22 protein-coding genes and 1 tRNA gene are annotated in these 22,459 nt (G+C 62.4%); 14 read left to right on the top strand and 9 right to left on the bottom strand.

The features are described from left to right. Positions 1-65 precede the first annotated feature (65 nt). From CEY05_RS19205 to thiS, 5 genes are all read left to right on the top strand, one after another. Entirely contained in the window at positions 66-1,286 is a 1,221-nt protein-coding gene (locus CEY05_RS19205; RefSeq protein WP_088597076.1) for a pyridoxal phosphate-dependent aminotransferase, read from the top strand. 109 nt (positions 1,287-1,395) lie between these two features. Then, on the top strand, positions 1,396-2,859 hold the full coding sequence (locus CEY05_RS19200; RefSeq protein WP_143220507.1) for a DKNYY domain-containing protein: 1,464 nt from the start codon (positions 1,396-1,398) through the stop codon (positions 2,857-2,859). Between the two features lie 69 nt (positions 2,860-2,928). After that, entirely contained in the window at positions 2,929-3,678 is a 750-nt protein-coding gene (gene trmB, locus CEY05_RS19195) for a tRNA (guanosine(46)-N7)-methyltransferase TrmB (protein WP_088597074.1), read from the top strand. After that, positions 3,679-4,617: a prolyl aminopeptidase gene (gene pip, locus CEY05_RS19190; protein ID WP_088597073.1), complete on the top strand. Its 939-nt coding sequence runs from the start codon at positions 3,679-3,681 to the stop codon at positions 4,615-4,617. Between the two features lie 3 nt (positions 4,618-4,620). Next, positions 4,621-4,821 carry a sulfur carrier protein ThiS gene (gene thiS, locus CEY05_RS19185; protein ID WP_088597072.1) on the top strand — a complete coding sequence of 67 codons (201 nt, stop codon included), beginning with the start codon at positions 4,621-4,623 and terminating at the stop codon, positions 4,819-4,821. A gap of 356 nt (positions 4,822-5,177) precedes the next feature. On the opposite strand, the gene ffh is transcribed toward thiS, so the two are convergent. Further along, on the bottom strand, positions 5,178-6,587 hold the full coding sequence (ffh, locus tag CEY05_RS19180; protein WP_088597071.1) for a signal recognition particle protein: 1,410 nt from the start codon (positions 6,585-6,587) through the stop codon (positions 5,178-5,180). A gap of 107 nt (positions 6,588-6,694) precedes the next feature. Between ffh and CEY05_RS19175 the strand changes: the two genes are divergently transcribed. The 3 genes from CEY05_RS19175 (at position 6,695) to ampD (ending at position 8,554) form a co-directional block, all read left to right on the top strand. Then, the gene (locus CEY05_RS19175) at positions 6,695-7,537 is read left to right on the top strand and encodes an inner membrane protein YpjD (protein ID WP_088597674.1); all 843 of its coding nucleotides are present in this window, start codon (positions 6,695-6,697) and stop codon (positions 7,535-7,537) included. Position 7,538: 1 nt separating this feature from the next. After that, positions 7,539-7,877 carry a PP0621 family protein gene (locus CEY05_RS19170; protein ID WP_088597070.1) on the top strand — a complete coding sequence of 113 codons (339 nt, stop codon included), beginning with the start codon at positions 7,539-7,541 and terminating at the stop codon, positions 7,875-7,877. A gap of 98 nt (positions 7,878-7,975) precedes the next feature. Continuing rightward, entirely contained in the window at positions 7,976-8,554 is a 579-nt protein-coding gene (gene ampD / locus CEY05_RS19165; protein ID WP_088597069.1) for a 1,6-anhydro-N-acetylmuramyl-L-alanine amidase AmpD, read from the top strand. 161 nt (positions 8,555-8,715) lie between these two features. Here the strand turns inward: ampD and htpG are convergent, their stop codons facing one another. After that, on the bottom strand, positions 8,716-10,626 hold the full coding sequence (htpG, locus tag CEY05_RS19160) for a molecular chaperone HtpG (protein ID WP_088597068.1): 1,911 nt from the start codon (positions 10,624-10,626) through the stop codon (positions 8,716-8,718). A gap of 179 nt (positions 10,627-10,805) precedes the next feature. Between htpG and CEY05_RS19155 the strand changes: the two genes are divergently transcribed. From CEY05_RS19155 to CEY05_RS19140, 4 genes are all read left to right on the top strand, one after another. Next, complete coding sequence (locus tag CEY05_RS19155; protein ID WP_233161596.1) at positions 10,806-11,330, top strand: GNAT family N-acetyltransferase; 525 nt, start codon at positions 10,806-10,808, stop codon at positions 11,328-11,330. A 118-nt stretch (positions 11,331-11,448) separates the two neighbouring features. Next, a tRNA-Leu gene (locus tag CEY05_RS19150) sits at positions 11,449-11,533 on the top strand. 170 nt (positions 11,534-11,703) lie between these two features. Beyond that, a complete protein-coding gene (locus CEY05_RS19145; RefSeq protein ID WP_088597066.1) occupies positions 11,704-12,159 on the top strand; it encodes a CBS domain-containing protein in 456 nt (151 codons plus the stop codon). An 18-nt stretch (positions 12,160-12,177) separates the two neighbouring features. Continuing rightward, positions 12,178-12,639, top strand: coding sequence for a universal stress protein (locus tag CEY05_RS19140; RefSeq protein WP_088597065.1), 462 nt, complete (start codon positions 12,178-12,180; stop codon positions 12,637-12,639). A gap of 61 nt (positions 12,640-12,700) precedes the next feature. Here CEY05_RS19140 and CEY05_RS19135 read toward each other — a convergent pair whose 3' ends face one another. The 4 genes from CEY05_RS19135 to CEY05_RS19120 form a co-directional block, all read right to left on the bottom strand. After that, entirely contained in the window at positions 12,701-13,684 is a 984-nt protein-coding gene (locus CEY05_RS19135; protein WP_088597064.1) for a zinc-dependent alcohol dehydrogenase family protein, read from the bottom strand. 33 nt (positions 13,685-13,717) lie between these two features. Next, positions 13,718-14,554: a universal stress protein gene (locus CEY05_RS19130; protein ID WP_158219359.1), complete on the bottom strand. Its 837-nt coding sequence runs from the start codon at positions 14,552-14,554 to the stop codon at positions 13,718-13,720. Positions 14,555-14,652: 98 nt separating this feature from the next. Next, positions 14,653-14,844, bottom strand: a complete 192-nt coding sequence (locus CEY05_RS19125; RefSeq protein ID WP_088597062.1) for a hypothetical protein — start codon at positions 14,842-14,844, stop codon at positions 14,653-14,655. A 72-nt stretch (positions 14,845-14,916) separates the two neighbouring features. Beyond that, the gene (locus CEY05_RS19120; RefSeq protein ID WP_088597061.1) at positions 14,917-16,740 is read right to left on the bottom strand and encodes an alpha/beta fold hydrolase; all 1,824 of its coding nucleotides are present in this window, start codon (positions 16,738-16,740) and stop codon (positions 14,917-14,919) included. Between the two features lie 272 nt (positions 16,741-17,012). On the opposite strand from CEY05_RS19120, the gene phbB reads away from it, so the two are divergent. Together phbB and CEY05_RS19110 are read left to right on the top strand one after the other, a co-directional pair. Further along, a complete protein-coding gene (phbB, locus tag CEY05_RS19115; protein WP_088597060.1) occupies positions 17,013-17,756 on the top strand; it encodes an acetoacetyl-CoA reductase in 744 nt (247 codons plus the stop codon). A gap of 246 nt (positions 17,757-18,002) precedes the next feature. Further along, positions 18,003-18,770 carry a helix-turn-helix domain-containing protein gene (locus tag CEY05_RS19110; protein WP_088597059.1) on the top strand — a complete coding sequence of 256 codons (768 nt, stop codon included), beginning with the start codon at positions 18,003-18,005 and terminating at the stop codon, positions 18,768-18,770. 106 nt (positions 18,771-18,876) lie between these two features. Here the strand turns inward: CEY05_RS19110 and CEY05_RS19105 are convergent, their stop codons facing one another. From CEY05_RS19105 to CEY05_RS19095, 3 genes are all read right to left on the bottom strand, one after another. Further along, entirely contained in the window at positions 18,877-19,299 is a 423-nt protein-coding gene (locus tag CEY05_RS19105) for an Hsp20/alpha crystallin family protein (protein ID WP_088597673.1), read from the bottom strand. Between the two features lie 49 nt (positions 19,300-19,348). Beyond that, the gene (locus CEY05_RS19100; protein ID WP_088597058.1) at positions 19,349-19,996 is read right to left on the bottom strand and encodes a BON domain-containing protein; all 648 of its coding nucleotides are present in this window, start codon (positions 19,994-19,996) and stop codon (positions 19,349-19,351) included. 164 nt (positions 19,997-20,160) lie between these two features. Next, the gene (locus tag CEY05_RS19095; RefSeq protein WP_088597057.1) at positions 20,161-22,443 is read right to left on the bottom strand and encodes a heavy metal translocating P-type ATPase; all 2,283 of its coding nucleotides are present in this window, start codon (positions 22,441-22,443) and stop codon (positions 20,161-20,163) included. Between the last annotated feature and the right edge of the window lie 16 nt (positions 22,444-22,459).

Genomic DNA, 22,459 nt, shown 5'->3' with positions numbered 1-22,459 from the left:
AAACGCCCGGCCAGGCCATGGATAGCGGCACGCACTCGTAGCCGTGCATTTTTTGGGAGACAGCCATGACGACCATCGAAGAAAAATTCAAGCAACTGGGCACCGACAACGCCCCCGGCCAGGAAGTCCGCCAGCAGGCCGATGACAGCGCCGGCGCCGGCGCGGTCATCCCGGGAACGCCGGTCGACTTCTCCCACGGCGACGTCAACGAATCGGCTTTCGCGCCGACGCCGGGCTCCCTCGATGCCTTCGTGCACGGCTTCGAGGAAGGCGGCGCCCAGGCCTATACGGAATACCGCGGCCAGGCCGCGATCCGCGAACGCGTAGCGCAGCATCTCACCGGCTTCACCGGCGCCACGGTCTCCGCCCAGGATCAACTCATCGTCACGCCCGGCACCCAGGGGGCCCTGTTCCTGGCCATCGGCGCCACCGTCGTTCCCGGCGACAAGGTGGCCATCGTGACGCCCGACTACTTCGCCAACCGCAAGCTCGTCGAATTCATCGGCGCGGAAGTGGTGCCTGTCCCCATGGCCTATCTGGCATCGCGCGACAAGGCCGGCATCGACCTCGACAGGCTGGAGGCCGTATTCAAGCAGGGCATCAAGACTTTCCTGTTCTCGAATCCGAACAATCCTGCCGGCGTCATCTATTCCAGACAGGAGATCGATGCGATCGCCAGCCTGGCGAACCGCCATGGCGTCACCGTCATCGTCGACCAGCTGTATTCGCGGCTGCTGTATCCGGGGCGCGACTACACCCACCTGCGGGCAAGCGACATCGACCCCAAGCTGGTCGTGACCATCATGGGACCATCGAAGACGGAATCCCTGAGCGGCTTCCGCCTGGGGGTCGCCTTCGGCGCCGAACACCTCATCGACCGCATGGAAAAACTGCAGGCCATCGTGTCGCTGCGTGCCCCGGGCTACTGCCAGGCGGTGCTCAATACCTGGTTCAACGAACCCGAAGGCTGGATGGCGGACCGGATTCGCAAGCACCAGGCCATCCGCGACGACCTGCTGAGCCTGCTCAAGGAGGTCCAGGGCCTTGAAGTGCGCGCCCCCGAGGCAGGCAGCTACATCTTCCCGCGCCTGCCGAAACTGCGTATCGACCTGTCGCAGTTCGTGCGGACCTTGCGGCTGCATGCCGGCGTCACGGTCACCCCGGGCACGGAATTCAGCAAGGACGCGACCGACAGCATCCGCTTGAACTTCTCCCAGAACCACGCGGGCGCGGTCGACGCGATCAAGCGCACGATACAGATCATCGAACGCAACCGGGCGGGCTGAGAAGCAAGCGGGAAAGACGGCTTGCAACACGGCCGCAAGTAAGCGTCGAACGGATGTTGAATCTGCAATATCCTAGGGGTCCGCGCCGAAAATAAAAGCAGACCCACCCGTGGAAAGACAAAACGCGTACCCGCCGGGAGCCACGTCCCGGCGTCAGCCGTCCCTGCGCTGGCTGTTGATCCCGACCTTGTTCATCATTGTCGCGATATTCGCCTTCATGCTCATGGCAATGAGACAACCAGGGCATATCGGCGCAGGTGACGGCGAAAGCCTGGCGGGCATCTATACGCGCTTCCAGGGCCGCGTGTATATGAACATCCCCTTCCAGGGCTATTACCTGGTCCCCGGCGCCGATGCCGCCAGCTTCGGCCCCCTGGGAGGCTGGGATTCCAGCAATCTGGGCAAGGACAGCCACGCGGTGTACTGCGGTTCGCAGGCGATAGCCGGTTTGCGTCCGCAGCAGGTCCGGCTGGTCAAGAACAGCTATGTCAGCGACGGCATTCACGCCTGGTACTGCTCCGACGAAAAGGACAACGCGGCCTATCACTGGTGGCAGGACCTGCTACGCAACGGCGACGAAGACAGCCCGGAAAAACCGCGCCGGCGGGATTACGTGCTGGTCCCCCTGCAATCGGTGAACGCCATGGACCTGATGAGCGTAGGAGGCGCCTACGCCCAGGATGGCACGCGCGCCTACCATGAGGGCACGGTCATTCCCCAAGCCAATGGACCCGCGCTACATATCGTCGAACCGGGCTGGGGAGAACTGAAAGACGGCCGCGAGGCGGATTACGCGCGCGACGACCAGCGGGTTTATTTCCAGGGCATGCCGGTGCCGGACGCCGCGCCGGCGACGTTCTTCGCGTGGGAGCCCGATGGCGCGCAATGGCACAACCTCTATGGCGTGGATACCGCCACGGGCCAGTTCTATATCGGGGCCAAGCCGTTCCCACGCCAGGTCGACGGCCAGGACAGCGGCGGCCTGCGCCTGCTCTCGGCCAATCGGGACAAAGCCAACCACGAAATTTTCTACAACGCCGCCGGCATCTGGTACTGGGACTATCAGGACGATGCCCTCAAGCGCGGCTGCGACGCGCCCTTCCCCGTCGCGGGCAAAGCCCCGCAACCCCCGCAAGCCCTCCGGCAACTGGCAGCCGGCGTCTGGACCGATGGACGCAATGCCTTCGTCCTGCGCGCCATCGAGCACTGGCGCCACGGCAGGAGCGACCGCTCCCTGGAAGCGCGCATCACCCAGCTGCTGATGCTGCCGGGCCTGGGTCAAGGGCAGTGGCGCAAGGTGGAGGACCTGACCGTCGGCAGCCAGGAACGGGGGACGCTGTGGCAGGCGGCTGGCACGCTGTATTTCGCGCCGGACGTCGGCCAGGGCCATTTCATGAACGACGCCCTGTATGTCGTGCGCGACCTGGACCGCCTGAAACGCGACATGGTGGCCAACGATTACTACCTGAAGCTGCCCAAGGCCAAGGACATCGAACCTTTGGATAGCGCCAACAGCAAGGTCGTCTGCGAAATGCGGTCGGGTTATCCTGCCCTGTGGCAATTTTGGAAATGAGCAGGGCATCCTGTAACTTCCTCCTCCACCGTCCCGCCCTGCCGCGCCGCCCTACTACAATGGCGGGCTATGAACACGCACTCTCCCTCTGCCGACGCCGCTGACCAGCCGTCCGCCGACGATACGGCCCAGCCTGGCGCCGCCCCGCACCAGACCCATATCCGCAGCTTCGTCCACCGCCGCGGCCATATCACGCAAGGCCAGCTCGACGCCCTCGACCGGCTGCTGGAACAATGGTCCATCCCCTATTCCGCCCGCCGCCTGGACGTCCCGAAGGCGTTCGGCGATCGCAATGGCCCCACGATTCTTGAAATCGGTTTCGGCATGGGCGAGACCACCGAGAAAATCGCCCTCGCCCGGCCCGGCGACAACTTCCTCGGCGTGGAAGTCTTCAACGCCGGCGTAGGTTCCCTGCTCAAGCGCATCGAAGCCTCCAGCGTGCCGAATATCCGCATCATCCAGCACGACGCCGTCGAAGTGGTCCGCGACATGATCGCCCCCGACTCGCTCGCGGGCGTCCACATCTATTTCCCCGACCCCTGGCCCAAGAAGCGCCACCACAAGCGCCGCCTGATCCAGCCGCCCTTCATCAAGCTGCTGGCCAGCCGCCTGGCACCGGGCGGTTACCTGCACTGCGCCACGGACTGGGAAAACTACGCCGAGCAGATGCTGGAAGTCCTGGGTGCCGAGCCCCTGCTCGCCAATACGGCCAAGGATTACGCCCCTCGTCCGGACTACCGTCCGCAAACCAAATTCGAGACGCGCGGCCTGCGCCTGGGGCACGGCGTCTGGGACCTGATCTTCAAGCGAGTCGCCTGAATGCTCTTCCCCCCGATCGACCCCTACGCCCACGGCTACCTGGAAACCGGCGACGGCCACCAGATCTATTGGGAGCAATGCGGCAACCCGCAAGGCAAACCCGTGGTCTTCCTGCACGGCGGCCCCGGCAGCGGCTGCTCGCCCGTGCACCGCCAGTTGTTCGACCCCAGCCGCTATAACGTGCTGCTATTCGACCAGCGCGGTTGCGGCCGCTCGCAACCCCACGCCAGCCTGGAGAACAACACCACCTGGCATCTGGTCGAGGACATCGAGCGCCTGCGCAAGGACGTGATGGGCGTGGACCAATGGCTGGTGTTCGGCGGGTCCTGGGGTTCGACGCTGGCGCTGGCCTACGGGCAGACGCACCCGTCGCGTGTAGCGGCGATGATCCTGCGCGGCATTTTCACCATCCGCAAGAGCGAGATCGACTGGTTCTACCAGGAAGGCGCCTCGAACCTGTTCCCCGACCTGTGGGAAGACTACGTTGCCGTCATCCCCCCCGAGGAACGCGACGATCTGGTCGCCGCCTACCACCGCCGCCTGACCGGCCCGGACGAGACGCAGCGCCTGCAGGCCGCCAAGGCGTGGAGCCGGTGGGAAGACAGCACCATCACCATGATGCCCAGCCCCCGCCACCAGCAAAGCCACGCGGCCGACCAGGCAGCGCTGGCCTTCGCGCGCATCGAGAATCACTACTTCATCAACGCCGGTTTCATGGAAGAAGGCCAGCTGATCCGCGACGCCTACAAGCTGCACGGCATCCCCGGCGTGATCGTGCAAGGACGCTATGACGCCTGCACACCGGTGCGCACGGCCTGGGACTTGCATCGCGCCTGGCCGCAGGCGGATTTCCATATCGTGCCGGACGCAGGCCACGCGTTCGACGAGCCTGGCATCCTGGCACTGCTGGTGCAGTCACTCAATCACTTCTCTGCCTGAAACATGAACATCCAACTCAACGGCCAGCCGCGCGATATTCCCCTCGGAGCAACCGTTACTCAGCTGATCGAACTGCTGGGTTACACGGGCAAGCGCATCGCGGTGGAACGAAACGGCGAAATTGTTCCGAAAAGTCAGCATGGAATTACATCTCTAAACCATGATGACAAATTAGAGATAGTGGTCGCGGTCGGCGGCGGTTAACGCACCTTGCCGGGAAATGGCGCCAGCCGGGCGCGAGCTTGCGATGCAAAGGATACAAACATCCCGCAACAGTGTTAACTGCAGAGCAACCTAGTGCGCATAAGTACTACGCACATCGTTACATATCATTGCGCCACCTTGCGCGATGACTACCGATAATCTCATCAATGCCTGTCGGACTTCCGCAGCGTTTTCGACAGGCAACTCCGGTACGGATCTTCCCCTTCCGTATCGGGCAGATGGGCCAGGCCTCCAAGCCTGGCCTTCTTTTTTTTGCGGTGGCACAAAGCAGAACCGGCGCCGCCCCAACGCAAGACGGCGCCCGCAGGCGCCGTCCGCTGAACAGGCAACGCGACTCAGCGCATGCCGCCCATCTTGCCCAGCCCCTTCAGACCGCCCATGGCCCGCATCATCTTGGCCATGCCGCCCTTCTTCATCTGCTTCATCATTCCCTGCATCTGGTCGAACTGAGCCAGCAGGCGATTGACCTCCTGCACCGGCACGCCCGCCCCCGTGGCGATGCGACGCTTGCGCGAGGCCTTGATCAGCTCCGGCTTGGCGCGCTCGGCCGGCGTCATGGAATTGAGGATGCCCTCGGTGCGACGCAGCTGCTTGTCGGCCTGGCCGTTCTGCAACTGCCCCGCCGCCTGCTGGAACTGGGACGGCAGCTTTTCCAGCAGCGAACCCATGTCACCCAGCTTCTTGACCTGCCCCAGCTGCTCACGGAAGTCATTGAGGTCGAACTTGTTGCCCGACTTCAGCTTGGCCGCCAGCTTCTGCGCCTCGGCGATGTCGATATTCTTCTGCGCCTGCTCGACCAGGGAGACGATATCGCCCATGCCCAGGACGCGCTGTGCCATGCGGTCGGGATAGAAGGCCTCCAGGCCGTCGAGCTTTTCCGAAACGCCGACGAACTTCAGCGGCTTGCCGGTGACATGACGCACCGACAGGGCCGCGCCGCCGCGCGCATCGCCGTCCAGCTTGGTCAGCACCACCCCGGTCAGGGGCAGTGCCTCGGCGAAGGCCTTGGCGGTGTTGACCGCGTCCTGGCCCTGCATGGCGTCGACGACGAACAGGGTTTCGATCGGCTTGACCAGATCATGCAGCACGCGGATCTCGCGCATCATGGCCTCGTCGATACCCAGGCGGCCGGCCGTATCCAGGATCAGCACATCATAGTGGTAGCGGCGGGCATGATCGACGGCATTGCGCGCGATGTCTTCCGGCTTCTGGCTGGGATCGGTCGGCAGGAAATCGACGCCGACCTGGGCGGCGACGGTTTTCAGCTGGTCGATGGCGGCCGGACGGTAGACGTCGGCGCTGACCACCAGAACTTTCTTCTTGCCGGTCTTGCGGCCGTTCTGTACATGGTTACCTTCGGACAGCCAGCGTGCCAGCTTGCCGGTGGTGGTGGTCTTGCCGGCGCCCTGCAGACCCGCCATCAGGATGACGGCCGGGGGCTGCGTGGCCAGGGACAATTCGCCGGCGTCAGGCCCCAGGTCGCCGCCCATGAGGGCCGTCAATTCCTTGTGGACCAGGCCCACCAGCGCCTGGCCGGGACTCAGGCTGGTGGCGACTTCCTCGCCCAGCGCCTTTTCCTTGACGCGGGCGACGAAATCGCGCACCACGGGCAGCGAGACGTCGGCCTCCAACAGGGCCATGCGGACTTCGCGCAGCATTTCCTGCGTATTGGCCTCGGTAAGCCGGGCTTCACCGCGCAACGTCTTGACGACGCGCGACAGGCGCTGGGTAAGGTTATCGAGCATGAGATGCGTTTCCGCTTAAACTAGTCGGCTAACTCGTGGCCAGGAAGGCGCGGTATCGCGCCATGGAGCGTCAGTCGCGCCCGGGCCACATCGAAGATACGGGTTCTATGTCAACAGGCATTGTATTTCACGCGGCCGCCGCCGTCGCTTACGCGGTGCTGGCCGGGTCGCTGTGGCGCCGGCTGAGCAGGACCCAGGAGGTCCAACAGGCGGGCCGGACCAACCGATTGTGCCTGCTGGGAGCCCTGCTTTTACAGGGCATCGGCCTGTACCAGAGCATCCTTGGCGGCGAAGCGCTGTTCGTCGGCTGGGCGCTGGCGCTGTCCGCCGCCGTGTGGCTGGGCATGCTGATCTTCTGGCTGGAAAGCCTGCTGGTGCGGATCGACGGCCTGCAACTGCTGCTGTTGCCCGCCGCCACGCTGACCACCGCCCTGGCCGCGCTGTTTCCCCAGGGCCAGGTGGTGCCGCACGCGCACAATCCCTGGCTGCGCACCCATCTGATGATCGCCCTGGCGGCTTACGGCCTGATGACCGTGGCCGCCCTGCATGCCGGCCTGATGGCCTTGCTGGACCGCCACCTGCACCGCCCGCCCCGCGCCGCCGGTCAGGCCAGCATCGTCGGCCGCGTCCTGGACGTGCAACCGCCGCTGCTGATGCAGGAATACCTGTTGTTCCGCCTGATTTCGGTAGGCTTCGTCGTCCTCACCCTGACGGTCTGCACCGGCGCCATCGCGTCATACGAACTTACCGGAAAGCCGCTACCCTTCGATCACAAAACGGTCTTCACGCTGCTGTCCTGGCTGACGTTCGGGGTGCTGCTGCTGGGCCGTTACCTGAAAGGCTGGCGTGGCCGCGTGGCCTTGCGCTGGACCCTGGCCGGTTTTGCCCTGCTGATCCTGGCCTACACCGGCAGCCGGTTCGTACTGGAAGTGATTTTGCATCGAGGTTGAAGTGGGTAAGCTGATTTTCTGGTTCGTCATCGGACTGGTTATCCTGACGGTTGCGCGCATCGCCGCACGCGCCGGTGCGCGCAGCGCGCAACAGCAGGCACGTGAGCAGGCCGGGCAGCAACAGGCTGGCCGCGGCAACGCGGGCAATGCCGGCAACGGCACCAAGGCCGGCGCCAATAATGGCCGCCCGACGCGGCCGGCCGCCGTGCAACAGGCGGAGCAGATGGTGCGCTGTGCGCACTGCGGCATCCACCTGCCGCGTTCCGAAGCGGTACTCAGCGCGGGAGAAACGTATTGCGGGCAGGAACATGCCCGACTGGGCACGGCCTCGACAACCTGAGCCATGCTCAGGCGGGACCACCGCAATAGCAGACCTCTCCTGGCTCCGCGTGCCGCTCGAGCGGCACGCGTGTAATAAAGCTAACACTGGGAGATCACATGGCTTTGCAATTGGACCGACATGGGTGGCTAAAACCCGGGCGCGGCGTGACACTGACGCCCTCGCCTAATTTCAATGAGCGTCCGCCGGGGACGGCCGTCAGCCTGCTGGTCATCCACAACATCAGCCTGCCGCCGGGTGAATTCGGCGGCCCGCATGTGGAAGGCCTGTTCTGCAATCGGCTGGATTACGCGGCGGACGCCTGGTTCGAGCGCCTGCGCGGCTTGCATGTGGCCGCGCATTTCTTCATCCGCCGCGACGGTCTCGTTCAACAGTTCGTTGCCACCGACAAGCGCGCCTGGCATGCAGGCGTGTCGCGGCTGTACGAACGCGAGGGATGCAATGATTTTTCCCTTGGCGTCGAACTGGAAGGCACGGATGTGCTGCCCTACACCGATGAACAATACGCCACACTGGCCCGGCTGACGTCGGCGCTGAAGGCGCGCTATCCCTTGACCCATGCCTGGGGCCATGAACATATCGCGCCGGGCCGCAAGACCGATCCCGGCCCCGCCTTCGACTGGCCGCGCTTCGGCGCGACTTGCGGCTTCCTGCGCAGGACCCTGCCGCCCGGTTGAAAGGCAGCCCCAGGGTGGACTTTGGCGCCCAAGCCTGACGCGCAAACGAAAGGGCCAGGTTTCCACAATGGAAACCTGGCCCTTTCAGCTTGCTGGAACCGCCTCATCGCATGCGGCGAGGTGGCTTCAGCTTCAGCGTCGGCTTTATCATCAAGCGGACATCAAACCGCCTTCAGCAACAGCGCATTCAGGCGCTTGACGAAGCCTGCCGGATCGGCCAATTGGCCCCCCTCGGCCAGCATGGCCTGGTCCAGCAGCAGATTGGCCCACTGCCCGAAGTCGCTGTCGCCCGCGTCGCGGATGCGTTGGACCAGCGCGTGTTCCGGGTTGATTTCCAGCGTCGGCTTGGTGTCGGGCGCCTGCTGTCCCGCGGCCTTGAGCATACGCAGCAGGTTGGGGCTCAAGTCGTTCTGCCCGACCACGATGCAGGCCGGCGAGTCGACCAGGCGCAGCGTCACGCGCACGTCCGCCACCTTGTCGCCCAGGGCAGTCTTCAGGCGCTCGACCAGCGGCTTGAATTCTTCCTGCACGTCAGCCTGGCGCTTCTTTTCTTCCTCGTCCGCCAACGCGTCCAGGTCCAGGCCGCCCTTGGCCACCGACACCAGGGACTTGCCTTCGAATTCGCGCAGGTAGGACAGCATCCATTCGTCCACGCGCTCCCACAACAGCAGCACTTCGATGCCCTTTTTGCGGAAGATTTCCAGATGCGGGCTGTTGCTGGCGGCGGCGTAGCTTTCGCCGGTGACGTAGTAGATCTTGTCCTGGCCTTCCTTCATGCGCGCCACGTAATCGGCCAGCGACACCGACTGCGTGTCGTCGCCGGAATTCGTCGACGCGAAGCGCAGCAGCTTGGCGATGCGTTCCAGGTTGGACTGGTCTTCGCCCGTGCCTTCCTTCAGCACCTGGCCGAATTCGGTCCAGAACGTGACGTAGTCTTCCTTGCGGTTTTCCGCCATGTCTTCCAGCAGCGACAGGATGCGCTTGGCCGAGCCTTCGCGGATGGCGCGCACGTCACGGCTTTCCTGCAGGATTTCGCGCGAGACGTTCAGCGGCAGGTCGGCCGAGTCGATCACGCCACGCACGAAGCGCAGGTAGGACGGCAGCAGCTGTTCGGCGTCGTCCATGATGAACACGCGCTTCACGTATAGCTTCACGCCGCGGCGGCCGTCGCGGTCCCACATGTCCATGGGAGCGTGCTTGGGGACGTACAGCAGTTGCGTGTATTCGCTGCGGCCTTCGACGCGGTTGTGCGACCAGGCCAGCGGATCATCGTAATCGTGGGCGACGTGCTTGTAGAACTCCTTGTACTGCTCGTCGGTGATGTCGCCCTTGGAGCGCGTCCACAGCGCGTTGGCCTGGTTGACGGTTTCCAGCTCGTCCTTGCGCACCTGCTCGCCTTTCTCGGCGTCCCATTCTTCCTTGACCATGCGGATGGGCAGGGAAATGTGGTCCGAGTAACGGCGCAGAATCTCGCGCAGCTTCCAGCCGCTGAGCAGTTCGTCTTCGTCTTCGCGCAGGTGCAGGATGACGTCGGTGCCGCGTGTGGCTTTTTCAGTGGCGGCGATGGTGAACTCGCCCTGGCCGTCCGATTCCCAGCGCACGGCGTCCTGGGCGGGCGTACCGGCGCGGCGGGTTATCACCGTGACCTTGTCGGCGACGATGAAGGAGGAATAGAAACCGACGCCGAACTGGCCGATCAGCTGGGCGTCTTTCTGCTTGTCGCCGGTGAGCTTGGAGAAGAATTCCTTGGTGCCGGACCGGGCGATGGTGCCCAGGTTGGCCACCGCTTCGTCGCGGGTCAGGCCGATCCCGTTGTCGGAGATCGTGATCGTGCGGGCGGCCTTGTCGTAGTCCACATTGATGGCTGCTTCGCCGTCGCCTTCCAGCAGCGCGGCGTTATCGATGGCTTCGAAGCGCAGCTTGTCGCAGGCGTCCGAGGCGTTCGACACCAGCTCGCGCAGGAAGATTTCCTTGTTGCTGTAGAGCGAGTGGATCATGAGGTGCAGCAGCTGCTTCACCTCGGCCTGGAAGCCCAGGGTTTCTGACGGGGTAGAGGAGACGGTTTCGTTCATGATGTCGAAATCTTCAAGGTCTGAGGAAATGGGAAAAATGCAAAAGCGCGTTGCATCTGCCGGGGACGGCCGGCGGGTGGTGATGGCTGCCAGCCGTCAAGGATAGGGTTGATGAGCGAAATTTCAAGGGGGCTATGATACCCAACCGGCGGTATCGCCCATACGACCGAGGAAATGACTTGAGCAGCGATGTGAAATTCGATGTCCGCCGTTACCGGCCCGCCGACAAGCAAGGGGTGATCGATACGATCCTGCCGATCCAGCGTGAAGAATTCGGTATTCCGATCACGGCGGAGGATCAGCCCGATCTGGCCACGATCGAGGCGTTTTACCAGACTGGCAAGGGTGATTTCTGGGTGGCGGTGACGGGTGAGGAAGGGTCTCCCACCGCCGAGGGCCTGGTCGTGGGCACCATCGCGCTGAAGGATATCGGGGATAGCCAGGCTGCCTTGCGCAAGATGTTCGTCGCGGCGCCCTATCGCGGCCGGGATCTGGGCGTGGCCGCCCGGCTGCTGGAAGCGTTGCTGGCCGCGAGTCGCCAGCGCGGGTTGCAGCGCATCTACCTGGGCACCACTGCCAAGTTCCTGGCGGCGCACCGATTCTACGAGAAGCACGGGTTCACCGAGGTAACGGCGGACGCGTTACCGGCCAGCTTTCCGCGGATGGTGGTGGATACGAAGTTTTATGTGATCGAGCTGGAGTAAGCGGCGAGGCACGTTGCCGGGGGGTGCTGGAACGGCGCCAGGCAAATTTCTGCAAACCCGTTATAATTGCGCCCTCTGCACCAACGCGTACCCCATCAGGGGCCACCGCGCACGATCCGCCCGGGTGGTGAAATTGGTAGACGCAGGGGACTCAAAATCCCCCGCCGCAAGGCGTGCCGGTTCGATTCCGGCCCCGGGCACCATAAAAATCTTTCAAAAATTCAAACACTTAGAGGGCTTCCCAATCCAAGCCCCCACCAGGTGACTTCCCAGACTGGGCAGATTCTGCCACGCCTGCCTTTCGATTGATCGAGATCAACTCCCGCTATTCCCCGTGAGCTACGCTGCATCTACCTGATCCGGGAGAAGCACGATGCTAGCTCGCGACATAATGACCACACAGCCGATCGCTGTTTCCATTCATGCGTCCGTCGCCAGCATCATGCAGTTGATGGTCGACCGGCAGATAAGCGCGGTGATTGTCACAAGTCCCGATGATGTCGTTATCGGGATAGTGAGCGAAGGCGACATCGTTCACCACCAGGGAAGTGCGCATCAAGCCCGCCTGGATCATTGGCTGGCGCAAATCGCCGAGGGCGCAGATCTCAACGCAGAATTTCTACGCAGCCTGCAGTTAAGTGAACACACCGCCGCTACGATCATGAGCGCGCCTGCCATCACGCTGGAGGAGACGGCCACGATCGCGGAGGTGGCCGATGTCCTCGACAAGCACCGGATAAAGCGAGTACCCATTACCAAAAATGGCAAACTCGTCGGGATCGTCAGCCGACGCGACATGCTGCGCGCGCTCCTGTCCGAAACGCGCTAAACCGCATGGAGCAAGCCCATGTATAAAAAAATCCTCGTGCCGGTCGACGGTTCCGAAGGAAACCTGTGCGCCTTGCAGGAGGCTTCCCAGATCAAGGCGCTGAGTGGCGCCACCATTCTCCTTTTCCACGTCGTCGATGCGCTTCAGTATTCCAGCGGCCTGGAGCGGCCCAGCGTCTTCCTTGACTATGTGCTGCCTGCGATGAGACGAAACGGCTACCGAATTCTCAATGATGCTCATAAAGTATTGGAGCGCGCCAATGTCGACTCGGAGTTCTTGCTGGAGGAAAGCGATGACCGCCGTATCTCGCAGATCATCCTCGATCGCGCCCAGCGCTGGGGCGCGGACTTGATTGTCATGGCAACCCACGGACGGCGCGGACTCGATCGCCTGTTCATGGGTAGCGTAGCCGAAGGGGTGGCACGAGGCTCACCTGTACCCGTGCTGCTCGTGCGTCCAGCGCCTCGAACGGACGATTGAATGGGGGCCCGGCCCGCGACCCGGGTTCATCCAGCTTTCGGCTTGCCGTTGGCACCACGCGCTAGGGAACTAATACCGCGGCCCCCTCGAGACGTCCCTCCCTCAGATCACTCAAAGCCTGGTTTGCCTCTTGGAGTGCGTAGCGCTTCGTGTGCGTCCGGATTCGCGCCGGCCCGGCGATATCAAGGAAACCCTTGCCGTCCTGGCGTGTGAGATTCGCAACAGAGACCACCCGCCTCTCTTCCCAAAGCATCCGGTAGGGAAAGGCCGGGATATCGCTCATATGGATTCCGCCGCAGACGACGGTGCCTCCTTTCCGCACGGTTTGCAACGCCGCCGGCACCAGCGCGCCGACGGGTGCGAAGAGGATGGCCGCATCCAAGGGCTCGGCGGGGCGCCGGTCGCTCCCGCCTGCCCAGGCGGCGCCCAATGACAAGGCCAGGCCCTGGGCCGCCGTGTCCCCAGGGCGAGTGAAGGCATATATCGACCGCCCCTCCCATCGGCACACCTGGGCAAGGATATGGGCAGCGGCGCCAAACCCATACAGACCTATTCGAGCGCCGTTTCCCGTGGCACGTAGACAGCGCCAACCGATCAAGCCCGCGCACAGAAGCGGAGCGAGAGACTCTGCCTCCCCTTCGTCTCTCAGGGGAAAGACATATTCCGCGTCAGCGATCACGTGCGTAGCATAGCCGCCGTGTCGCGTGTAGCCCGTGAAGAGCGCCGTATCGCACAGATTTTCCTGACCGTCTCTGCAGTACCTGCAACGGCCACAGGTCCGGGCCAGCCAGGACACACCTACCCGGGCCCCCACGCCAATCCGTTGCGCTCCACTCCCCAGCGCTTCGACGATGCCAACGACCTCGTGGCCAGGAATGATCGGTAACGGCACCCTGGGAAGCTCACCATCCACGACATGCAAATCGGTACGGCAAACCCCGCACGCCTCCACCTTGATTCGAACCTGTCCCGGGCCAGGTTCAGGCGTGGTGCGCTGTTCCCAAATCAAGGGGCGTCCGTACTCACGTAACGTCATCGCATACATGCCGATTTCTCCAGAGCCCCATCTGAATGCAGATCAATGGGAAAACAGGACGGGGATAGTCATGTCCGACATCATCTCCCGGGATGCGCCGCCAAGCACCCACTCGCGCGCGCGACTGTGCCCATAAAGACCCATCACTATCAGGTTGGAGCCGAAGTCAGCAGCGGTGTTGAGGATTGCGTTTCCGATGCCGCTCTCCTTGGAGGACGCAGATACCGCCTTGGCCGGCGCATAGCCGTGTGCACGCAGATAATCATCGAGGCCGCTCATCGTCTTGCGGGCCTCTCCCTCCGGCACGACCCGCTTGTCGACCGTCAATACGACAATCTCCTTGGCCAGTTCCAGGAAAGGCGCCGCATCGGCGATCGCCCGGGCTGACTCACGCCCCTGGTCCCAGCACAAAAGTACCTTGTCCACCGGTTGCGTCAGCTCGGTCGCAAATGGAATGGTGAGCACCGGTCGGCCAGCCGTCAAAATCACTGATTCCAGTTGATACCCCTGCACGGAAGATCGATGCGTCTGCGGATCCGCCTGGCTCATAATGAGTATGTCACTACATCGAGAATGCAGCGCCAGCTCATCCTCGAGCGCGCCCTGGACTGCCACCCACGATTTACTCTGCCCGGTGAGGGCGACACGCTGGCAGAAATACTCGGTGCATTTTTGTCTTTCCTCGGCCATCTGGGTTCGCTGCACTTCGAGCACAGCGGCGGAGACAACGACTTCGTCATAGCCGTAGTTGAAGGGCGGATCCTGCACGTAGATTCCGACAATCTGCGCCTCGTGTGTCTTTGCCAAGGCAAGTGCTGTTGCCAGCCGCCCTGCGCAAGCCGGGTCCTTGTCGATATGAACAGCGATACGCTTAAACATGGTATGTCTCCAACAAGGAAACTCGATCCCATCGAGTAAAAAGCCAATCGGCCGCATTGCCGCGTCCCGGCCGTCCCCTCTTTTTCGGGGTCGCGAGCTCAGGTGACGGACTCCAGATTGCGGACGGCTTCATCTGCATCAGCGCTGAACGCACTTTTGCGCGTCTGAACCAACAGATTCTCCGCGGCCCGCAGCACTTCCAGTCCTTCTTCGTCATCGACGCCGACCGACTTCAGAAAATGGATCAGCATCGCCGCCAGGCACGCAATGTCATAGGTTTCGTGCTCCATCGCTTACTCCTCGCTCTAAAAGAGCCGTGTGGGCCGCGTGGGTCCAGGGGGTCTTTGCGTTGATGAATTACGTCATCGTTCCAAGACGTAAGTCCCAGGCGCCTCGCTCAGTATTCTTCCAGGAGGATAAGCAGGCGCGGCACTCCTGGCCCCTGAATGACGCCCTAACCAACCTTGCCAGAACGGCCACCATGAGCCTTGATCCAGCGCCGCCGACTCCGTCCAATCCTGAGGGGGCAGATAGGGATCGCCCTGGCGTCTCACTTTCCACCGATAGTGCTGGTGTGGGGATCCCTCTCCCGGCGGGCTGACGATGCCCACGTTGTGGCCACCGGAGACCAGCACGAAAGTCATTTCCCTATGCGTCAGCAAGTGCAGCTTATGCACAGACCTCCACGGCGAGATGTGGTCCCGTTCGGTCGCCACAACCAGCATCGGGACGTGTATATCGGTCAGGGTGACGGGCTCGCCATCGATGCATTGACGCCCCTCAGCCAGGTTATTGTGAAGGTACAAGTCATGCAGCATCTCGCTGTGCAGCCGGTAAGGCAGCCGCGTCGTATCGGCGTTCCACGCCATCATGGCCGTCGGCGTCAGCTGACGGCCAAGCAGATAATCATGAACCAGCCGCGACCAGATCAGGTCGCGCGAGTTCAGCAGCTGGAATACCCCGGCCAACTGTTTTCCGTCGAGGAAACCCTGCTGCCACATCAGGGCATCCAGGCCGGAGACACCGCTGGAGCTGATGAACAAGCCCAGTTCACCCGGCTCGGAAAAATCGGTTTGCGCAGCAAGCAGCGTGACGGTCTTTATCCATGGTCGGCGGCTATGCTGTCGGCCCAATGCCGCCGCCGCCATCGCCAGCAAGGTCCCGCCCAGGCAATAGCCTGCCGTGTGCACGCGCTTGCCCCCCAATTCACGGTAGATGTGTTGGAGCGCCGCGAAGACGCCTTCTTCGAGATAGGTTGCCAAGCCCCAGTCCCGCCCTTCTTCTCGCGGATTCTTCCAGGACATCATGTATACGGTATGACCGGCCTCGACCAGGTAGCGCACCAGCGAATTCCGAGCGCTCAAATCGAGGATGTAGTACTTCAGCAGCCAAGAAGGTACGATGAGTACCGGCTCGGGATACGTTCGCTTGGATGCGGGTGCATAACGTATGAGCTCCATGACCGGGTTGGCAAAAACCACGCATCCCGGAGTCACCGCCAGATCTTTCCCCACCCTGAAATGCTCGCGCTTGTCTTCCGATGCGCCTGGCGCATTTCCCGTCAACAAATCAGCAGCATCGGCCTGCATCCGCTGCATGCCCAGCAAAAGCGACATCCCGTTCGTTTTGCTCATGGCACCGAGAACTTCGGGATTGACCCACCACACATTGCTCGGCGAAAAGAGGTCAAGTACCTGGCGCCCCACGAAACGAACGACATTCTGGTGCTTGGGGGTGGCCCCGCTTACCCCGCTTGCCGCGGCCTCCCAGCACGCTTCCATGCGCTGAAAGGCATCCCTGAACTGGCGATAAGGCATTTTTTCCCAGTCCGGGTGCTTGAAGCGCGGGTCGGCCACGAGAGACGAACGGTTTGCGGGAGGCGTTGCTTCCAAAGCGGGAGACTTGGCCATGTCCCAAATGGACATTTGCTTTCCCGGTGACACTGCGAGATGCATCGCCCAGTCCAGGCAGTCGAGATAGAGCCCGATAGGCGAAATTCCACCCGCGCTGCGCACGAGACTCGCCTGGACGAGCCTGTCCAGATTCCGCCAGGGCGGATCCGCCGGTGGATGTTGGCATGGCGCGTCGCTCGATAGCACGGCGTGGGGATGCGTCCCGGTATGAACCTGCGTCCACGACGTATCGCCCTCCACCAGCACCTCTGCTGCTGCCTGCTGCTTATCCATGCCCCTTCCTTCTCTGTGGATCCAGCCCTGCTGGAAGCATCCCGCCGCGCACAATGTCGCCTTGCAACCATGCTACGCCGCGCCGTTGCGCCGACTTTGATCTCGCGCAAACGCGGATTTCCTTCCAACGCTGTTGACGCCTCGAACCGGCGCGGCTCGCACCCCTCTGCCCTGGCAAGCCAGTTGATATGCGTCAACCGCCGTCCCGGCCGCTGGCACTAGCCTGCCGGAATGTCCGTGCATCAGTGGACGTTTCAGGAAAGGAGATAGTCATGGCTAGAAGAACGGCACTGGTTACAGGTGGCATGGGCGGCCTTGGCGAGGCCATCGTCGCGCGCTTGCACGCAGCCGGGCACCGGATCGTTGTGACCGCGTCGCCCGATAACCACCGATCAGTAGCGTGGCTGGAGGAAAAGCGTGAAACAGGAATAGACGTCGTGGCCTATCCGCTGGACGTGGCGAACTTCCAGGAGTGTGCGGAGACACTGAAGAAGATCCGCGTCGAGGCGGGGCCCATCGATATCCTGGTCAATAACGCCGGCATCACGCGGGACGCGACGCTTCGGAAGATGGCGCAGTCTGATTGGCAGAAGGTGCTGCGCACGAATCTCGATTCAGCGTTCAACGTGACCCAACCCCTGCTCGGCGACATGATCGAACGCCGCTGGGGCCGCATCATCAATGTCGCCTCCGTAAATGGCCAGCGGGGCCAGTTTGGCCAGACAAACTACGCAGCGGCAAAAGCGGGCCTGCATGGCTTCACGATGTCGCTCGCCCTCGAGGCCGCCCGGCACGGCGTCACCGTCAACACGGTTTCTCCTGGATATCTCCACACCAGGATGCTTGAAGCCGTCCCGCCGGAAATTCTGGAGAAAAACATCCTGCCCATGATCCCGGTGGGCCGTCTGGGCCGACCGGAAGAGATTGCTGCGCTCGTTGCATTTGTCGCGTCAGACGATGCCGCCTATATCACGGGAGCAAACCTTGCTATTAATGGGGGACTGCATATGCAATAACGCTGACACGCGCTCAAGGCATCCAACCCTGCCTACCGAATCAGTAGCAATCCAGAACCGCGATTTTTCTTCGGCGCAGCATGCTTCAGCAATAGAATCAAAAAATCCTGGGAAATCGCTGCATCGCGAAACCAGCTGAGTCGCCCGCCGCCTGGGAACCGGTGCATCCAGCCGGCAGACACATGCAAACATGGACCTCCCCCCGCAAGGGCTCCACGTGTAACGTCGCCAACGTAGGAGGCATTCATGAATGCCATCGAAAATCTGCACCCGTCCGCGCGTGCGGGAGTTGTGACTTCCCTTAGCCCGGTTCCACGCCCAACCCACAGTGCGTCATCAGCGTGTGGGCTATGCGACGCCAGCATCCTATGTCAAATCGCCGGTCTGGGCGCAGGTGGACTGGTCTCGGCACTCGATAATCACATAGGGATACGCGCTGTCCGCGCCGGTGAAGCAATCTTTCGCGCAGGCGATGTCCTGCGCAGCCTATATATTCCGCGCTGCGGAATCTGCAAGATATTACGGGTCGACACCGAGGGCCGTCAGCAGATAACCGCCTTCAAGATCGCCGGGGAGTGTTTTGGCACTGACGGGATAGCCTCCGGCAAACATCAAACCGAGGGGATCGCTCTTCTCGACATGCAGATATGCGTCCTGCCCTTTCTGCGTGCAGAAGCCGTCGCCGACGCCCTTCCGGAAGTCCACCGCGGCATGGAGCGATTGCTGAGCAGGGAGACATTGGACAGGGATGCCCTGCTAATGGTTATCGCCAACCGCAACGCGGAGCAGCGTGTCGCCGCCTTCCTGCTCGATATGGGTGCCCGCTATGGGGAACGCACGGCCAATCCCGCCGTTTTTCCCTTATGCGTCAGCAGGGAAGATATTGGCGCCTACCTGGGCCTGACCCTGGAGACCGTCAGCCGCGTATTCTCTCGCTTGCGCCAGCGCCGACTGATCGAATGGGAAGGGCGGGTAATCCGTCTGCTGGATATGCCGCAACTGTCGAGGCTCTAAGCGAAAACCGCCAGGCGAAGGACATTCCTCCGATACCCCTTCTCGCGCAGGGTGGCGCGCCATTCCCAAAAAATGGCTGCCACCAGCGATCGGCATTGCGCAATGCTCAAGCAATGGTGAGACGCCGTTTCGCTTCCCCTGCCCGTTTTGGCAGCGTCAGCCTGAGCACCCCGTTTTCATAGCTGGCAGTCGCCTTTTCCTCGTCGACGGCACTCGCCAGGGTCAACGCTCTTTGCAGTTCTCCCCAATAGCGCTCGCTACGAAGCACCTCGCCATCTTTTTCGATCTTATGCTCGGACGATTTTTTCGCTGAAATACGGATGGTGGAGCCGTCAATATCAACGCTGATATCGGCCTTGTCCACGCCGGGGATTTCGGCCTGGACGACGTACTCCGACGCCGTTTCCGACAGGTCGATATCCATATGGGCCCGATCCTCCACGATGCCGCGAATCGGGCGCAGGAATCCCTCGAATGCGTCGGCGAACGGCTCGGCGGAAAAGGGGCTATATCGAATGAGTCTGCTCATCATGTACTCCCGGTTTTGAATCGAAGAATGAAAAACGGGCGGCAGCCTGTCACGATATGGCCAGTTGATTGACGACTGCCGTCACGCCTGGCACCGCCCATACCGCCTGCTGCACGGCATTGCGCTCGTGCCAGCTGTGAACCTGTCCTGACAGCGTCACGGAGCCTCCGAGCACCTGCAGCCGAATTCCCTTGGCTTCGATCTCGGCGCTACGCTGTAACGCCTTGTCCACCGAGCTCCTCAGATCACCGGTGTGGACATGCTCTCTGACCTTGACGTCGTTGACAATCCCCCGAATCCCCGCCAGGCGGCGCACCGTACTCTCACAGCTGCGGCGTTGATAGTCCCAGTCGACTGTGCCGCCGAGCGTGACCCACGCGTTCTGAACCTTGACCTGGATCTTGTCGGCGGGCACCGTCGAATCCCAGGCGAGCATATCCACGACTCTTCTCGCCAGCTGGTCATCTTCCGTTTGCACTGACGGAGACAACCGAACCTCCAGCTCCTGCGCCAGCCCCCGAACGCCCTTCACGCGTTGGACGGCGCGCTCTGCGTTATATTTTTCCGCGAATGAAGTAATGTGCCCTGTCAGCGTGACGATGCTGTCTTTGACCGCCACGCCGATGTTTCTGGCGTCGATACTTGGATCGAAATCCAGTTCATCCAAGACCAATCTTCGCAGATCTCTATCGCCCATGATGTTCTCCCGAATACGGCGACGCCGCCGTATTTCAAGCCTACGTATATAAAGGCAGCACAGCTTTGATTTTCATCAACCCCAAATGGCGCAACCCCGTAGCGAAGCTCTGGAGATAAAAGGTCGCCCATAGCTTCTGCATTACTCACCGTTCGCCACGCACGTCAGCTAACAGACAAATAGACCTCTTCCTCCTGCGCGAAGTGCAGCCTCATGATTGCTTCAACGCTGTAGAGAATCCGCTGTATTTTCCTCAGGTCCACGTCAACTTCGACGGTTGCACCCAGCGTATCGATTGACCGACCCAATTGACGCACCAGAGAGAAAATCTCCCGGTGCGTACGGATCAAAGGCGCCATCGAGTCGTCGTCGCCCAGTTCATCGACCAGCACCGGATAAACCTCGCGCTCATCCGCCCTTTCGTGCGCTACCAGCTCGCCATTGATCACATCGTTGAGTTCGCGCAAGGTGGCCACGGCGGCAGCCACCGGCATTGTCTGGATCTGGTCCGCGACCGTAACCAGGCGGTCCAGTATGGGAAGCAGGATGTCATGCTCAGCGGCGAAGTGCTGTGCAGCTTTCTCCGACAGCGCCCTGCGGCCGCCGCGGGAAGAGGCCACGCTGGATACTCTCAGCGCATTCAAGATGGCAACGACGTCGATCACCTCCTGCAGCGCCGCGCCGTAGGCCGGTGGAAGATAACCTGCCGCGGCCACGGCCATGGCCGTGAGGGACATTCCCATGCCGAGCGCCACGCTCTGTAGCGCGATTCGACGGGTTGCACCGGCGAGCTGGATTGCTTCCGAAAGCCGGTCGAGACGATCGACAAGCAAGACGACATCGGCCGCATCGATCGACGCCGCGGCACCGCGTGCGCCCATCGCCACGCCAACGCTGGCGGATGCGAGCGCGGCAGCGTCGTTGACACCGTCTCCCACCATGAGTGTCACGGTTCCTGGGGGCGCTTTGGCTATCACGGCGACCTTGCCCGCGGGAGTCAACTCCGCGTGGATCTCATCCACGCCCACGGCCGATCCAATGGATGCCGCCACATCCCTGCTGTCTCCAGTCAGCATTATGATTCGGGAAACGCCCGCGCGTCGGAGAAGGCGCAATGCTCTTGGTGTCTCGGTGCGGATCTGGTCCGCGAGATGGATTGCCCCAAGAAGGCGGCCGCCTTTGGCGACGAATACCGCCGATCCGCCTTCTTCGGCGATCCGCCGGAGAAATTCAGCGGCCCAGGCAGGGGCAGAGACACTTTCCAGGACAAATCGAGGACTGCCCACCCTTGCCGGCAGGCCATCCAGGGTTCCTGACACGCCCGCGCCATATTCTTCGTGGACGTCGTCCGGAAGGGTGAGTGACAACTCGCGCGCTTGCGCGGCTGACACGATGATCGAGGCAGTCACATGCATAGAGACCTGCTCCAGACATGCGGCGGTCCTCAAGACTTCGGTCTTGTCCACCCCCATGTCGGCCTCGATGTGCGCGATCCGCGCACGCCCGCCGGTGAGCGTCCCGGTTTTGTCGAAGAAAAGTACCTTGGCTTGCGCAAGCAATTCCAGCGCGGCACCGCCTTTTACAAGGATGCCACGCTTGGCGCAGTTGGACATGCCGCAGACCAGAGCGACAGGCACGCCAAGTATCAGAGGACAAGGCGTGGCCACCACGATCACCGAGAGCGCTCGCAAAGGATCGTCAGTCCAGTACCACGTGATCCCGGCCAGCAGTAAGGCAAGGGGAACCAACCAGATGGCAGCCTTGTCCGCCAGGCGGGCTGCCGGAGCGCGGACCAGCCGGGCTTGCGTCACAAGCCTGGCGATGCCGGCAAAGGTACTGCGTTCCGCCGTCTCGTCCGCGAGCATCTTGAAAGCCGCACCGGCGTTGATGGCGCCGCTGAGCACCACATCGCCCCGCCGCCGCTCCGTGAACGTAGACTCACCTGTCAGCACGGACTCATCCAACGTGGCTGCCGCGGACTGGACTCGTCCGTCCACGGGAACGACCTCGCCGCTCTTGATCATCAACTGATCGCCCACGCGGATGGCGGACAGCTCGACTTCGAGGAGTACATCGTCCTGGATACGCCACGCGGCGCGCGGAGCATGCGCCAACAGCGAAGTCATGTCTCTGCCGGCGCGCGCCTGCGCATACCCCTCAAGCGTGTGCCCGCTCGCAGACATGGCGGCAATAATAACGGCGGTCAGGTACTCCTCGAAGCCCAATGCGGCCACTACCGCGAGCAATGCAAGAAGGTCCACGCCGACCTGACGACGGAAAACCGACCGAACCACGTCCCACGCCATAATCCCGGTCGCGGGCATCGCGGCGGCAGCCCAAAAGCGCGCCGCGGCAGGATGTAGACCCAGCCAATAGCAAACTGCCCCCGCGGTCAGTCCTGCCACAGCGACACCCAGCACTACCAGGTCCGACTTAAGCGCGTGCATGCCGGTCCCCTTCGAT

It is taken from the genome of Achromobacter sp. HZ34, from assembly GCF_002209485.1.
Lineage (GTDB): Bacteria > Pseudomonadota > Gammaproteobacteria > Burkholderiales > Burkholderiaceae_B > Bordetella_C.
The sequence above is the reverse complement of the archived record's forward strand: the minus strand, read 5'-3'. Positions and strand labels throughout refer to the sequence as shown.